The sequence below is a fragment of the Citrobacter sp. RHBSTW-00017 genome, from assembly GCF_013797615.1.
Taxonomy (GTDB): Bacteria; Pseudomonadota; Gammaproteobacteria; order Enterobacterales; family Enterobacteriaceae; genus Citrobacter; species Citrobacter braakii.
Genome location: NZ_CP056899.1, coordinates 2708928 through 2723016 on the forward strand (window position 1 = coordinate 2708928; position 14089 = coordinate 2723016).

The window sequence follows — 14089 nt, forward strand, 5'->3', positions numbered from 1 at the left end:
ATTAACTTTCCCTCTTTCTATAGATTAGAATCATCAAGTTTTGAAAATCACACGCAGGCATGATAGACCTGCCTTACCAGAGGATTGCTCAGTGGCGCGGATAAACCGAATCTCGATCACGCTCTGTGCTTTACTTTTTACTACACTGCCCTTTACGCCCATGGCTCATGCTTCCAAGCAGGCCAGGACGACACCTACCCATTCCCACACCATCAAAACGGTAGATAAAAAGAAAAGCGCAACAACCAGCCAAAAAACAACAAAGACCAGCAAAAAAACGGCGACAAAAACCACCAGCAAAACCAGCACCAAAACCGCTTCCTCTTCTAAACATCGCACTGCCGCTCCGGCAAAGTCGACTAAAACGGCAAACCGTCGTGGTAAAAACACCGCAGCACAAACCGCTGCCGTTACCTGGACTGAAAAATGCACGCCGCGCAAAGGTCATAAGCCGCGCTGTGTAAAAGTGAAAACCACCGCACCAACGACGCTGGCTGACGCGCATAAAGTGAAAGTGCAGAAAGCCACTAAAACCGCCATGTCCACGCTGATGAACCAAATCGGCAAGCCTTATCGCTGGGGCGGCACCTCACCAAGAACCGGGTTTGACTGCAGCGGTCTGGTCTATTACGCCTATAAAGATCTGGTGAAATTCCGCATTCCACGTACAGCGAACGAAATGTATCATCTGCGCGATGCTGCGCCGATTGAACGTGGCGAACTGAAAAATGGCGATCTGGTATTTTTCCGTACCCAGGGGCGTGGAACTGCCGATCACGTTGGCGTTTATGTTGGCAACGGTAAGTTTATTCAGTCACCGCGCAGCGGCCAGGAAATTCAAATCACCTCTCTGAGTGAAGATTACTGGCAGCGCCACTATGTGGGCGCTCGTCGGGTAATGACGCCAAAAACAATTCGTTAAAAACTTACCCTACAGTACATGCTGTAGGGTAAGTTCTTCTTTTGCATAACCTTTCAATTTGCTACCCTATCCTTACTCACAATGAGGCTATTGTGTGTACTCAATACAAATAATAAGGAGAGAAGCAATGTCGTTTGAATTACCTGCATTACCGTATGCCAAAGATGCTCTGGCACCGCACATTTCTGCCGAAACGCTGGAATATCACTATGGCAAACACCATCAAACTTACGTGACTAATCTGAACAACCTGATTAAAGGCACGGCGTTTGAAGGCAAATCACTGGAAGAGATCGTACGTAGCTCTGAAGGCGGTGTATTCAATAACGCAGCACAGGTATGGAACCACACGTTCTACTGGAACTGCCTGGCACCGAACGCAGGTGGCGAACCTACCGGTAAACTGGCCGAAGCAATTGCCGCCTCCTTTGGCAGCTTTGCGGATTTCAAAGCGCAGTTCACCGATGCCGCTATTAAAAACTTCGGTTCTGGCTGGACCTGGCTGGTAAAAGGAACAGATGGCAAACTGGCTATCGTTTCCACCTCCAATGCAGGTACACCGCTGACCACCGACGCGACGCCGCTGATGACCGTTGACGTGTGGGAACACGCCTACTACATCGATTATCGCAATGCCCGTCCTGGCTACCTGGAAAACTTCTGGGCGCTGGTGAACTGGGAATTTGTTGCGAAGAACTTCGCAGCATAAAAAAGATGACGCAGAAGGAGAACCCTTCTGCGTTTTAGCATTAATTCGCGGTAGTGAAAGCCTCTTCAGGCTGTTTGCGCGCAGAGATAAAGACCAGCAGCAGCGCAAGTCCCGCCACAATTGCCCCCATCACCGGAACAAAGCTATAGCCCAACCCACCGGAAATCACCGCCCCACCGGCTGCGGCACCCAGAGCATTCCCCAGATTAAACGCGCCAATGTTGACTGACGATGATAATCCAGGCGCTTCGCTGGCAACGCGCATCACGCGCATCTGCAACGGCGGAACGACCGCAAACGTCGCTGCCCCCCAGATGACCATACTGACTGCCGCACCCAGCTCATTACGCGCCAGGAAAGGAATGGCCAGCATAATAACCATCAGCAGCAGTAAAAAGCCTTTCAGCGTACCGTTAACGGAACGGTCAGCCAGTTTGCCACCAAGATAGTTACCGATAGAGAAGCCAACGCCAATCAGCACCAGCATACCGGTCACAAACGCCGGTGTGGCATGGGTGATCGTATGTAACACTGGTGAGATATAGGTATAAAGCGTGAACATCGCCCCGGCTCCCAGAACGGTCGTCAGCAGCGCCGACAGCACCTGCGGACGCATAAGTACCGCCAGTTCGCTACGGACATCCGGGCGCTCTCCCGCCCCACCTTTGGGTAATGAGAAGAACAGGCTGACCATGGCGATGACGCCCAGACCCGCCGTTGCCATAAACGACATACGCCAGCCGATGGTTTCACCAAGCCAGGTCGCCGCAGGAACGCCGCCAATATTGGCAATGGTCAACCCCATAAACATGGTTGCCACGGCGCTGGCCTGCTTATGTTTGGGTACTACGCTTGCAGCGACAACGGAGCCAAGACCAAAAAATGCCCCATGGTTCAGACTGGTCAAAATACGCGATAACATCAGGGTGGTGTAATCCGGCGAAATAGCCGAAAGCACGTTGCCCAGCGTGAAAATCGCCATCAGGAATATCAACGCATTACGTCGCGCACGATGGGACAGCAGTAATGTCATCAGCGGAGCACCCACCATCACCCCAACCGCATACGCGCTGATTAACATTCCGGCCGCGGGAATCGAGACATCCACACCTTTGGCAATGACGGGCAATAATCCCATTGGCGAAAATTCAGTGGTGCCAATGCCAAACGCGCCGATCGCCAGCGCCAGTAAAGGATAATTGAGTTTCATATTTCGACTCCGTAACGTCGAGCCGGGGCGCGACATAAAATAAGAGTCAAAAGCATGACATTGATCGCAAAATTAATAAAGTTAACAAAATTGCAAAAGACTTTTGCTTATTCGCAAACAATCGACGGGAAAGGCAAGCGGAAAGGATGAGGGAGAGCGAACTCCCTCGGGGGAAATCAATGCAGCGCTGCGGTCAGGCCACCCGCGACGATCAAACCCAGAACAATAATGGTAGTCACTAACGAAAATTTCAGATCGGTGCTCATCAAGTTTTCTCCTTTTTATTCCCACACAAAAAGTGATATTGCGCATTTTTACACACTTGAAAGCAAAAATCTCTCACGATTTATATTGATAACTGCTTTTAACTCTTCCCCTTTTCGTTAAGATCAGACAAAATTCCACGCTTACTTGATTAGCGTACCGGCCATTGACCCCTTCCTGACGTTCCGTGTCGTTTTCCCGGCGTGCCGCAACCCTTACGTTGCGCTAAGGGTGTGTTAAGGCAAACGTTTACCTGGAGTATTCTCAGGAGCTTAGGATATGGTCTGGAGTGAGATGTAATGGCAACAATTAAAGATGTAGCGAAGCGAGCAAACGTTTCCACTACAACCGTATCACACGTAATTAACAAGACGCGCTTTGTCGCGGAAGAAACGCGTAATGCTGTCTGGGCGGCGATCAAAGAGCTGCACTATTCTCCGAGCGCCGTGGCGCGCAGCCTGAAGGTGAATCACACCAAGTCTATTGGCTTGCTGGCCACCAGCAGCGAAGCGGCCTATTTCGCTGAAATTATCGAAGCCGTTGAGAAAAACTGTTTCCAGAAAGGCTATACCCTGATTCTGGGTAACGCATGGAACAGCCTCGAAAAACAGCAGGCTTATCTGTCAATGATGGCGCAAAAGCGCGTTGATGGTCTGCTGGTGATGTGTTCAGAGTATCCGGAGTCGCTGCTTTCGATGCTCGAAGAGTACCGCCATATTCCGATGGTCGTCATGGACTGGGGCGAAGCTAAAGCCGACTTTACCGATACGGTCATTGATAACGCCTTCGAAGGCGGTTACATGGCGGGTCGGTATCTGGTAGAACGCGGTCATCGTGAGATTGGCGTGATCCCAGGCCCAATGGAGCGTAATACCGGAGCCGGGCGTCTGGCAGGCTTTATGAAAGCGATGGAAGAAGCGCTGATTAAAGTTCCTGAAAACTGGATTGTGCAGGGCGATTTTGAGCCTGAATCCGGCTATCGCGCCATGCAGCAAATTCTGTCACAGTCGCATCGTCCGACTGCCGTCTTCTGCGGTGGCGATATCATGGCGATGGGTGCGCTGTGCGCCGCTGACGAGATGGGACTGCGCGTACCGCAGGATGTTTCGCTCATCGGTTACGACAACGTGCGCAACGCCCGCTTCTTCACGCCGGCTCTGACGACCATTCACCAGCCTAAAGATTCACTGGGTGAAACGGCCTTCAACATGCTGTTAGACCGTATCGTGAATAAACGTGAAGAGTCGCAGTCTATCGAGGTTCATCCGCGCCTGGTAGAGCGCCGCTCCGTTGCCGACGGCCCGTTCCGCGATTACCGTCGTTAAGACTGTTGTGCGGGAGCCTCATCGGGCTCCCGCAACCATTCCTTATTCAGTGTTTCACTATCCCCTAAATAGTCCAGCAGCCAGCTCAATGCCGGCGACGTATCGTTCTGTTGCCATGTCAGGCAACATGCGGCATCAGGAAATGGATTCTCCAGCTGTAGCGCGACCCATTTGCCGCTATCAATCCACGGTTTAGCAAAATGCGTCGGTACCATGCCCACGCACAGACCTGCAGATAAACAGGTAGCAGAAGATTCCCAGTCAGGCACCACAACGCGCTTTTGGTTATCCAGCAGCCAGGTAATACGCTTAGGAAGCGTACGCGACGTGTCTTCACGCACCAGCGACGGCCAGTTGCGCAACGTGTCGTCGCTTAGCGGTCCGGACATTGACGCCAACGGATGATGGCTTGCCACCATGCAGCTCCAGCTCAGCATTCCCATGTCGCGGAAGGTATAGCGCCCCCCCACCGGAATCGCTTGCGTGGCGCCGATTGCCAGCTCAACGCGCCCATCGGACAGCGCATCCCAGACACCGTTAAACACCTCCTGGAAAACCAGCAGCTCCACATCATCAAAATGACGATAGAAATCCACGATCATCTGTCGGGTACGATCCGGGCGGACAATGTTATCTACCGCGATCGCCAACTGCCCGCGCCAGCCATTGGCAATTTGCTGACATTGCTGGCGGGTGATCTGCATTTTTTTGATAACAGAGCGGCCTTCCTTGAGAAACCATGCACCGGCAGGCGTCAATTCCACGTCCCGATGGCGTCGCTCAAAAAGCGGCACCGCCAGCCACTCTTCCAGTTGACGCACGGTGTAGCTTACCGCCGAGGGTACGCGGTGCAACTCCTGCGCGGCCGAACTAAAGCTACCGTTACGCGCAACCGCATCCACAACTTCAAGTGAATATTCCGACCACATATTCTGCCTACAAAAAATTTGAAATCAGTAAGCAAATATTAGCGTTTCACAGCAAGAATTACACTCACTACACTCAGCGGCATTGTTCTACTGCTAAAAAAAGAGAAATGATGATGCAACCTGGGAAAGGATTTTTAGTCTGGCTGGCGGGTCTTAGCGTACTCGGTTTTCTGGCAACGGATATGTATCTGCCCGCCTTTGCCGCAATTCAGTCCGATCTGCAGACGCCTGCATCTGCCGTCAGCGCCAGCCTTAGCTTATTCTTAGCGGGTTTTGCCGTCGCGCAACTTCTGTGGGGGCCGCTCTCTGACCATTATGGTCGCAAGCCTGTTTTGCTGCTGGGTTTATCCATCTTCGCGCTGGGCAGTCTGGGCATGCTGTGGGTTGAAAATGCCACCGGTCTGCTGGTACTACGCTTTGTTCAGGCCGTTGGCGTTTGTGCGGCATCGGTTATCTGGCAGGCGCTGGTCACCGATTATTATCCTTCACAAAAAGTAAACCGCATCTTTGCCACCATTATGCCATTGGTCGGGTTATCCCCGGCATTAGCGCCGTTATTAGGCAGTTGGATCCTGGTACATTTTTCCTGGCAGGCCATTTTCGCCACCCTGTTTGCCATTACTCTAATCCTGATGCTTCCGGCTCTGCGCTTAAAACCAACAGCTAAAGCACGCGACGACAGCCAGGATAAACTGACTTTCGCTACCCTGTTGCGCTCAAAAGTTTACCGCGGAAACGTGCTGATTTATGCCGCCTGCTCCGCGAGCTTCTTCGCTTGGCTGACGGGTTCCCCGTTCATCCTCAGCGAAATGGGCTACAGTCCGGCGGTGATTGGCCTGAGCTATGTTCCGCAAACCATCGCTTTCTTAATTGGTGGTTACGGCTGCCGCGCTGCGCTGCAAAAATGGCAGGGCCGTCAGTTGCTGCCCTGGTTACTCATTCTGTATGCCTTTAGCGTAGTGGCCACCTGGGCAACCGGCTTTATTCACCATGTTGCGCTGGCTGAAATCCTCCTCCCATTCTGCGTTATGGCGATTGCCAATGGAGCAATCTACCCTATTGTTGTGGCTCAGGCGTTACGTCCTTTCCCACAAGCTACGGGACGCGCAGCGGCATTGCAGAACACACTGCAACTGGGTTTATGCTTCCTGGCAAGCCTTGTGGTTTCCTGGTTGATCGCCACCCCGCTGCTCACCACCACCAGCGTGATGCTGACAACGGTGCTGCTGGCGGCCGCGGGTTACAAAATGCAGTCGCAGAAGGCTAATGCCCCGCACACAGATGATCGGGCGCAAATTGCCCACGGTGAGTCTCACTAGTAATCACCTTTGATAATTGATTAGCCTGCTAATATTTATTGGTTGAATCATCAAAAATTCAGGCCTATACTGATTTCCGGTTGTTAAAAAAACGATAATTGTTATGTGTTAACGGGGACAAGAACGTTCCCGTTTTCCCATGGATGGTCTTTTCGGCAAGGGTTCCTCCCTTCCTCTGTTCTACGTCGGATTATAGATTCGCGGATTAATTCCGTGAGAGTTCTCACAAAGCCCAAAAAAGCGTCTACGCTATTTTAAGGTTCTGATCACCGACCAGTGATGGAGAAGCTATGAGTTCATCGTGTATAGAAGACGTCAGCGTACCGGATGATGACTGGTACCGCATCACCAATGAATTATTGAGCCGTGCAGGTATTACCATTAATGGTCCGGCACCGGCAGATATTCGCGTAACGAACCCCGATTTTTTCAAACGCGTATTGCAGGAAGGATCGTTAGGGTTGGGCGAAAGTTATATGGATGGCTGGTGGGAATGAGACCGGCTGGACATGTTTTTTTGTAAAGTCCTGCGCGCCGGTCTTGAAAACCAACTCCCCCGCCACTTTAAAGACACGCTACGTATCGCCACGGCTCGCCTGTTCAATTTACAGACCAAAAAACGTGCGTGGGTCGTCGGCAAAGAACACTACGATTTGGGCAACGATCTCTTTACCCGCATGCTGGACCCTTATATGCAGTATTCCTGCGCCTACTGGAAAGATGCCGATACCCTGGAATCTGCCCAACAGGCGAAGCTAAAAATGATTGCCGAAAAACTGCAGTTGAAGCCAGGCATGCGGGTGCTCGATATTGGCTGCGGCTGGGGCGGCTTATCCCAGTTTATGGCGTCACAATATGGCGTTAGCGTGGTGGGCGTGACCGTTTCGGCAGAACAGCAGAAAATGGCGCAGGCGCGTTGTGCGGGGCTGGATGTCACAATTTTGCTGCAGGATTATCGCGACCTGAACGACAAATTTGATCGCATTGTCTCCGTCGGCATGTTTGAGCATGTGGGGCCGAAGAACTACGCGACTTATTTTGAGGTGGTTGATCGTAATTTAAAACCCGACGGCCTCTTTTTGCTGCATAGCATCGGTTCCAAAAAGACCGACAATAACGTTGATCCGTGGATCAATAAATATATCTTCCCGAACGGCTGTTTACCGTCAGTTCGCCAGATTGCCAACGCCAGCGAGCCGCATTTTGTGATGGAAGACTGGCATAATTTTGGCGCGGATTACGATACAACGTTGATGGCATGGCACGAGCGTTTCATGAGATCCTGGCCTGAAATCGCCGATAACTATACCGAACGCTTTAAACGGATGTTCAGCTATTACCTGAACGCCTGCGCCGGTGCGTTTCGTGCTCGCGACATTCAGCTGTGGCAGGTGGTTTTTTCCCGCGGCGTTGAACACGGCCTGCGCGTTCCCCGCTAATCGTTATCACCCCCGTGCCAACGGGGGTTTTACACTCTGGCTTAGGCTCCCGCCTCACCCGTTACGTTACTGATGGCGTTTTCACGCGCCGCCAGTACGCGCTCAACGGTATCAACCACCGCCTGGGTTTGAGGATCGATTTCGATATTGACCCGCGCGCCTAACTTTTTCTTACCCAGCGTCGTACGTTCCAGCGTTTCCGGGATCAAATGCACACAGAAACGCGTCGGTGTCACCTCGCCGACCGTCAGACTGATGCCATCAATTCCGATAAATCCTTTGTACAAGATGTATTTCATCAGCGACGGGTCCTGAACTTTAAACCACACCTGGCGGTTGTTCTCCGAGGTCAGAATTTTCGACACTTCGGCGGTCGTCATAATATGGCCCGACATTAAATGTCCGCCAATTTCATCACTGAATTTTGCCGCACGCTCAACGTTGACCAAATCCCCAACCTTCAGGTCACCCAGATTGGTGATACGCAGCGTTTCTTTCATCAGATCAAAGCTTATCTGGTTACCGTTGATTTCGGTTACCGTCAGGCAGCACCCATTGTGGGCAACCGATGCGCCGGTCTCCAGCGCATCCAACATATATTCAGGTAACTCCACAACATGCGTACGAAAATTTGGTTTTTCATCAATGGACACCAATTTCGCGGTGCCCTGCACAATACCCGTAAACATACTTCTAACTCCTGAACTGAATTAAGACATCTCTGCACAGCACAATAGCAGGTGGAAATTCAGGTTGCCAGCGATGCGCCGCTACTGCCTGTTTTTTCACTGGAGAATTACGTATTCCTCGCTACAATAGACTGAAATTTCCCCTGCTTTTTCTCCTTGCTGCCATATAAGGCGGCTTTTTTAGTCTCTCAAATAACAACAATATAGTGGTGTACACGTGCAAAAGTATGTAAGTGAAGCGCGTCAGTTATTAGCTCTGGCAATTCCGGTGATTCTTGCGCAAATCGCTCAAACCGCAATGGGATTCGTTGATACCGTCATGGCGGGCGGATACAGCGCCACGGACATGGCGGCCGTCGCCATTGGCACATCTATCTGGTTGCCGGCCATTCTGTTTGGTCACGGACTGCTGCTGGCCTTGACGCCAGTGATTGCGCAACTCAATGGTTCCGGGCGCCGCGATCGCATTGCCCATCAAATACGCCAGGGTTTCTGGCTGGCGGGCAGCGTCTCCATTCTGATTATGATCGTGCTCTGGAACGCGGGATACATTATTCGCTCCATGCATAACATCGACCCGGCGCTGGCAGATAAAGCCGTCGGCTACCTGCGCGCGTTGCTGTGGGGCGCGCCGGGGTATTTGTTCTTCCAGGTAGCCCGTAACCAGTGTGAAGGTCTGGCCAAAACCAAACCGGCGATGGTGATGGGATTTCTCGGCCTGCTGGTGAACATTCCTGTTAACTATGTTTTCATTTATGGGCATTTTGGCATGCCGGAGCTAGGCGGTGTGGGCTGCGGCGTGGCAACAGCGGCGGTTTACTGGGTGATGTTTATCGCCATGCTGTCATACGTTAAACGCGCACGCTCGATGCGTGATATCCGTAATGAGCGTGGTTTCCAGAAACCGGACACCGCCGTAATGAAACGCCTGGTACAGCTGGGTTTACCTATCGCGCTGGCGTTATTTTTCGAAGTGACGCTGTTTGCTGTGGTGGCGCTGCTAGTTTCCCCGCTGGGGATTGTCGACGTGGCCGGACACCAGATCGCGCTCAACTTCAGCTCGTTAATGTTCGTCCTGCCGATGTCTCTGGCTGCAGCCGTCACCATTCGAGTCGGTTATCGTCTGGGCCAGGGTTCCACGCTGGATGCGCAAACCGCAGCCAGAACAGGTCTGGGCGTCGGCGTCTGCATGGCGGTTGTGACGGCGATTTTCACCGTAACATTCCGTGAGCACATTGCCCTGCTCTACAACAATAACCCGGAAGTTGTCGCTCTGGCAGCACAGCTCATGTTACTGGCCGCGGTGTATCAAATATCGGACTCTATCCAGGTTATTGGCAGCGGTATCCTACGTGGTTATAAAGATACGCGTTCCATTTTCTTTATTACCTTTACGGCATACTGGGTACTGGGTCTGCCGAGCGGTTATATTCTGGCGCTGACCGATCTGGTGGTTGACCGGATGGGACCGGCAGGATTCTGGATGGGCTTTATTATCGGCCTGACCTCTGCGGCAGTGTTGATGATGCTGCGGATGCGTTTTCTGCAGCGCCAGCCGTCAGCGGTTATTTTACAACGCGCCGCACGATAATCCCCAAATAGCCGCCATCTGGCGGCTTTTTTATATCCTCAAAACGGGCTGGCGTTTTGGGCCGTCATCCATTCCTGACTGACCGGATGCCTGAAATGCAGTTCACTGGCATGCAGCATCAGTCTCGACGTCCGTTCGGTGCCTTGCAGCAGACGCCCACCATATAAATCGCACCCCAAAATGGGATGCCCCAACTGCTGACAGTGGATCCGCAACTGGTGGGTACGCCCGGTTTCAGGTGTCAGCCGTACCCGCGTCAAAGCGAGTAACGTCCCATCTTGCTGGCGATGATGAAAACGCTCAATAACCTGATAGCGCGAGCGCGCGGGTTTACCGTTAATGGCGCAAATCGACATCAGTGGAAACAGCGCCGGATCCTTGGCAATCGCTGCGTCTATAACGCCTTCATCGTTTTTCAGATGCCCGCACAACAACGCACTATACACCTTGCTTACCGCGCGCTGACTGAACTGCTGGCAAAGCGCGGCGTTGATAGCCTTGTTACGGGCAATCACCATCAGCCCTGACGTCCCAAAATCAAGCCGATGTACCAGCGTACAGCCGGGGTAAATCTGTACCAGCCGGTGATGTACCGAATCGAGATTCTGCGGGTTTTTCCCCGACAAACTAAGCAGTCCAGTGGGTTTATTGATAAGCACCAGATGCTCGTCCTGATAGAGGATCGCTATATCATCATGACAAGGCGGGGCAATAAAGGTATCAAGGATCGTAGACATGAGCGACCAGGATGAAGTGTGGAAACGGATGATAGCGAATTTTTAACACGCAGGCGAATCAGGGCGCTTAACCAATGACAATCATTGCATGATAGAGTGTGGGATATCCTGAGTGCGATGAGAGGGTTACACCGTGCAACAAATCGATTTCTACATGGTAGATGCCTTTACCACTACGACGTTTGGCGGTAATGCCGCAGCAGTATGCCCGCTCGATGACTGGTTGCCCGATGAAATATTATTAAAAATGTCGCAGCAGCATAACCAGTCGGAAACCGCTTTTTTTGTCGCCAATGAGAATGGCTTCGAGCTGCGTTGGTTTACCACGCAAGGCGAAATTAATCTGTGTGGGCACGCCACGCTTGCCGCCGCACATGTCATCTTTGAACATCTGGATTTCCCGGAAGCGACCATCCATTTTGCCACCCGTTTTGTGGGTCCACTGACGGTCACGCGCAGCGGTGATTGGCTGACTCTTGATTTTCCTGCCTGGCAAAGCGAACCTGCCGAACCGCCCGCCTTACTGCTGGAAACATTGGGCATCACCGAATATAAAGAAGTGCGCGTCGCGCGCGATTACATGGTCGTGATGGAGAATCAACAGCAGGTTGAGGCTGTGCGCCCGAATATCCACGCCATGATTCCCCTCGGGAAAATGGTATGTATCACCGCGCCGGGTGACGGGGAATACGATTTCGTCAGCCGTGTCTTCTGCCCGGGTGAAGCGGTCGCGGAAGACCCGGTTACCGGTTCGACGCATAGCATGCTGATTCCTTACTGGGCTGCAAAACTGAATAAAACGCAGATGCTGGCGCGCCAGGTCTCTGAACGCGGCGGCGATTTACGCTGCCAGCTGACAGGAACGCGTGTTTATATTGGTGGACAAGCAGTAACTTATCTGACGGGTAAAGTGCTGTTACGCTAGCAGCCTTACCCAAATTAACCAATCCATGGAGGATTTATGGCGAACAAACTCGTGCAGATACACTTTGATTTTCCTGGTCCGTTTGGCGCTGAGATGTCACATCAACTTGTTGAACTGGCCGAATCCATCAACCAGGAGCCGGGTTTCATCTGGAAAATCTGGACCGAGAACGCAGCAAACCACGAAGCGGGTGGCATCTACCTGTTTCAGGATGAAGACAGCGCTCTGGCCTATATCAAAAAACACACGGCCCGCCTGAAGCACCTGGGTGTGGATGACGTGACGTGCAAAATCTTCGATATCAATGAACCGTTAAGTAAGATTAACCACGGCCATATCGGCTAATTTTTGGCTTTAACGCCCCGCCCCGGGGCGCTTCTTCACTCCCCAGCTTTACCCTCATCAAAAGCGTTCCCCCTCTTTCACCGCGCCAGGATAGCTATATAACGTGGGTCACGTTTGCCTTAGTTCACAAAATCATCATCTGTGAAAACTATCACTAGCCGAACGCGGTATGAAAGCGTATAAAATAATACAAACAGTATTATTTTATACAAAATGGATTATCAATAACTACAGGAGATTCACTTATGTCCGTGGACATTACATTGAACTCATCTGCAGGAGGTTTTCCGCCTGCAGGTCATTACTCACACAGTACAACGGCTGGCGGATTCGTCTTCATTTCTGGTCAGTTGCCGGTCACAAGTGATGGCGAAAAAAAAACGGATGCCTCTTTTGAAGAGCAGACGCGGCTGGTACTGCAGAATATTGATGCCTGCCTGGCTGGCGCTGGGGTTTCTCGACAGCACCTGGTGTCAGTACGCGTCTATGTGACAGATATCAACCAATGGCCAACGTTTAACAAAATCTATGGAGAGTGGATCGGTGATTTCCGGCCCTCCCGCGCGGTAGCGGGCGTTGCAGAGCTTCATTATGGTTTCGCACTGGAAGTTGAAGCTATTGCCCTGGCCCCACAAGCATGACGTTTAACGACATACAGGTGAACAACAATGACTGAAATGACACTGCCTGATTATAACGATGTTGCCGCCGCGGCAGAGCGCATCGCCGACTATGCCAACAAAACGCCGGTGATGACCTCCCGAACGGTTAATGACGAATTTGGTGCTGAAGTTTTCTTCAAGTGCGAAAACTTCCAGAGAATGGGCGCGTTTAAATTTCGCGGAGCCATGAATGCGTTACGCCAGTTCACGCCAGAACAACGCGCTGCGGGCGTCGTCACCTTTTCGTCCGGCAACCATGCGCAGGCCATTGCCCTGTCGGCAAAATTGTTGGGGATCCCGGCGACGATTATCATGCCGCATGATGCCCCGGCGGCTAAAGTTGCAGCCACAAAAGGCTATGGTGGAAATGTGGTGATTTACGATCGCTATACCGAAGATCGTGAAAAAATCGGACGGGAGCTGGCAGAGAAACAAGGATTGACGCTGATCCCGCCATACGACCATCCGCACGTGATTGCGGGCCAGGGTACCGCCACAAAAGAGCTGATTGAAGAAGTGGGTCAGCTAGACGTTCTTTTCGTGTGTCTGGGCGGTGGCGGCCTGCTTTCGGGCTCCTCACTGGCAGCCAGACATCTGTCACCTGACTGCATCATCTATGGTGTCGAGCCGGAGGCAGGAAACGATGGTCAACAATCGTTTCGCAGCGGAAAGATTGTTCATATCGATACGCCGAAAACCATTGCTGACGGTGCTCAGACCCAACATCTTGGGAATATTACGTTTCCGATTATCCAGCAAAATGTGCACGATATCCTGACTGTCTCAGACGATGAATTAGTCGCCTCGATGAAATTTATCGCTGAGCGAATGAAAATTGTCGTGGAGCCGACTGGTTGTCTGGGTTTTGCCGCCGCCAGAGCGCACAAAGCTGAACTTCGCGGCAAGAAAATCGGCATTATCATCAGCGGCGGGAACGTGGATATCAGCCGCTACAGTGAATTCCTTGCCGGGTAATCAAGAAGGTATCTGCCATGCGGATACCTTATTACCGTCTGAACACTC

14 protein-coding genes and 1 pseudogene are annotated in these 14089 nt (G+C 52.0%); 10 read left to right on the forward strand and 5 right to left on the reverse strand.

Going from position 1 to position 14089, the window contains the following annotated elements; translation table 11 throughout:
* Window positions 1-91: 91 nt before the first annotated feature.
* Window positions 92-922 carry a C40 family peptidase gene (locus HV037_RS13090; RefSeq protein WP_019076728.1) on the forward strand — a complete coding sequence of 277 codons (831 nt, stop codon included), beginning with the start codon at window positions 92-94 and terminating at the stop codon, window positions 920-922.
* Window positions 923-1049: 127 nt separating this feature from the next.
* Window positions 1050-1631: a superoxide dismutase [Fe] gene (gene sodB, locus HV037_RS13095; protein ID WP_016152988.1), complete on the forward strand. Its 582-nt coding sequence runs from the start codon at window positions 1050-1052 to the stop codon at window positions 1629-1631.
* Window positions 1632-1671: 40 nt separating this feature from the next.
* On the opposite strand, the gene HV037_RS13100 is transcribed toward sodB, so the two are convergent.
* Both HV037_RS13100 and cydH read right to left on the reverse strand, forming a co-directional pair.
* Complete coding sequence (locus tag HV037_RS13100) at window positions 1672-2841, reverse strand: MFS transporter (RefSeq protein ID WP_103283845.1); 1170 nt, start codon at window positions 2839-2841, stop codon at window positions 1672-1674.
* Between the two features lie 176 nt (window positions 2842-3017).
* Window positions 3018-3107, reverse strand: a complete 90-nt coding sequence (gene cydH / locus HV037_RS13105; RefSeq protein ID WP_003029209.1) for a cytochrome bd-I accessory subunit CydH — start codon at window positions 3105-3107, stop codon at window positions 3018-3020.
* Window positions 3108-3404: 297 nt separating this feature from the next.
* Between cydH and purR the strand changes: the two genes are divergently transcribed.
* Complete coding sequence (gene purR, locus HV037_RS13110) at window positions 3405-4430, forward strand: HTH-type transcriptional repressor PurR (protein WP_003832757.1); 1026 nt, start codon at window positions 3405-3407, stop codon at window positions 4428-4430.
* On the opposite strand, the gene punR is transcribed toward purR, so the two are convergent.
* Window positions 4427-5359: a DNA-binding transcriptional activator PunR gene (gene punR, locus HV037_RS13115; protein WP_016156424.1), complete on the reverse strand. Its 933-nt coding sequence runs from the start codon at window positions 5357-5359 to the stop codon at window positions 4427-4429. The genes purR and punR overlap by 4 nt on opposite strands.
* A gap of 113 nt (window positions 5360-5472) precedes the next feature.
* On the opposite strand from punR, the gene punC reads away from it, so the two are divergent.
* Both punC and cfa read left to right on the forward strand, forming a co-directional pair.
* Complete coding sequence (gene punC, locus HV037_RS13120; RefSeq protein ID WP_103283846.1) at window positions 5473-6678, forward strand: purine nucleoside transporter PunC; 1206 nt, start codon at window positions 5473-5475, stop codon at window positions 6676-6678.
* 290 nt (window positions 6679-6968) lie between these two features.
* A pseudogene (cfa, locus tag HV037_RS13125) lies at window positions 6969-8117 on the forward strand (cyclopropane fatty acyl phospholipid synthase).
* 41 nt (window positions 8118-8158) lie between these two features.
* On the opposite strand, the gene HV037_RS13130 reads toward cfa, so the two are convergent.
* Window positions 8159-8806: a riboflavin synthase gene (locus HV037_RS13130; RefSeq protein ID WP_047417658.1), complete on the reverse strand. Its 648-nt coding sequence runs from the start codon at window positions 8804-8806 to the stop codon at window positions 8159-8161.
* A 217-nt stretch (window positions 8807-9023) separates the two neighbouring features.
* Here HV037_RS13130 and mdtK point away from each other — a divergent pair, with 217 nt between their 5' ends.
* Window positions 9024-10397, forward strand: coding sequence for a multidrug efflux MATE transporter MdtK (gene mdtK / locus HV037_RS13135; RefSeq protein ID WP_016152981.1), 1374 nt, complete (start codon window positions 9024-9026; stop codon window positions 10395-10397).
* A 38-nt stretch (window positions 10398-10435) separates the two neighbouring features.
* Here the strand turns inward: mdtK and HV037_RS13140 are convergent, their stop codons facing one another.
* A complete protein-coding gene (locus tag HV037_RS13140; RefSeq protein WP_075849134.1) occupies window positions 10436-11134 on the reverse strand; it encodes an RluA family pseudouridine synthase in 699 nt (232 codons plus the stop codon).
* A 133-nt stretch (window positions 11135-11267) separates the two neighbouring features.
* Here HV037_RS13140 and HV037_RS13145 point away from each other — a divergent pair, with 133 nt between their 5' ends.
* The 4 genes from HV037_RS13145 to HV037_RS13160 all read left to right on the forward strand — a co-directional run bounded on the left by HV037_RS13145 (window position 11268) and on the right by HV037_RS13160 (window position 14041).
* Window positions 11268-12059 carry a PhzF family phenazine biosynthesis protein gene (locus HV037_RS13145; protein WP_103283847.1) on the forward strand — a complete coding sequence of 264 codons (792 nt, stop codon included), beginning with the start codon at window positions 11268-11270 and terminating at the stop codon, window positions 12057-12059.
* Between the two features lie 36 nt (window positions 12060-12095).
* Complete coding sequence (locus HV037_RS13150) at window positions 12096-12404, forward strand: monooxygenase (RefSeq protein ID WP_019076722.1); 309 nt, start codon at window positions 12096-12098, stop codon at window positions 12402-12404.
* Window positions 12405-12649: 245 nt separating this feature from the next.
* Window positions 12650-13045, forward strand: a complete 396-nt coding sequence (locus tag HV037_RS13155) for a RidA family protein (protein ID WP_016156419.1) — start codon at window positions 12650-12652, stop codon at window positions 13043-13045.
* Between the two features lie 27 nt (window positions 13046-13072).
* Window positions 13073-14041 (forward strand): threo-3-hydroxy-L-aspartate ammonia-lyase, encoded by a 969-nt coding sequence (locus HV037_RS13160; RefSeq protein ID WP_103283848.1) that lies wholly within the window; start codon window positions 13073-13075, stop codon window positions 14039-14041.
* Window positions 14042-14089 lie beyond the last annotated feature (48 nt).

Excerpts from the sequence above, each read along its gene's own strand:
- sodB (WP_016152988.1), top strand. The coding sequence starts at position 1,050 with ATGTCGTTTGAATTACCTGCATTACCGTATGCCAAAGATGCTCTGGCA.
- HV037_RS13100 (WP_103283845.1), bottom strand. The coding sequence starts at position 2,841 with ATGAAACTCAATTATCCTTTACTGGCGCTGGCGATCGGCGCGTTTGGC.
- cydH (WP_003029209.1), bottom strand. The coding sequence starts at position 3,107 with ATGAGCACCGATCTGAAATTTTCGTTAGTGACTACCATTATTGTTCTG.
- purR (WP_003832757.1), top strand. The coding sequence starts at position 3,405 with ATGGCAACAATTAAAGATGTAGCGAAGCGAGCAAACGTTTCCACTACA.
- punR (WP_016156424.1), bottom strand. The coding sequence starts at position 5,359 with ATGTGGTCGGAATATTCACTTGAAGTTGTGGATGCGGTTGCGCGTAAC.
- punC (WP_103283846.1), top strand. The coding sequence starts at position 5,473 with ATGCAACCTGGGAAAGGATTTTTAGTCTGGCTGGCGGGTCTTAGCGTA.
- HV037_RS13130 (WP_047417658.1), bottom strand. The coding sequence starts at position 8,806 with ATGTTTACGGGTATTGTGCAGGGCACCGCGAAATTGGTGTCCATTGAT.
- HV037_RS13140 (WP_075849134.1), bottom strand. The coding sequence starts at position 11,134 with ATGTCTACGATCCTTGATACCTTTATTGCCCCGCCTTGTCATGATGAT.
- HV037_RS13150 (WP_019076722.1), top strand. The coding sequence starts at position 12,096 with ATGGCGAACAAACTCGTGCAGATACACTTTGATTTTCCTGGTCCGTTT.
- HV037_RS13155 (WP_016156419.1), top strand. The coding sequence starts at position 12,650 with ATGTCCGTGGACATTACATTGAACTCATCTGCAGGAGGTTTTCCGCCT.
- HV037_RS13160 (WP_103283848.1), top strand. The coding sequence starts at position 13,073 with ATGACTGAAATGACACTGCCTGATTATAACGATGTTGCCGCCGCGGCA.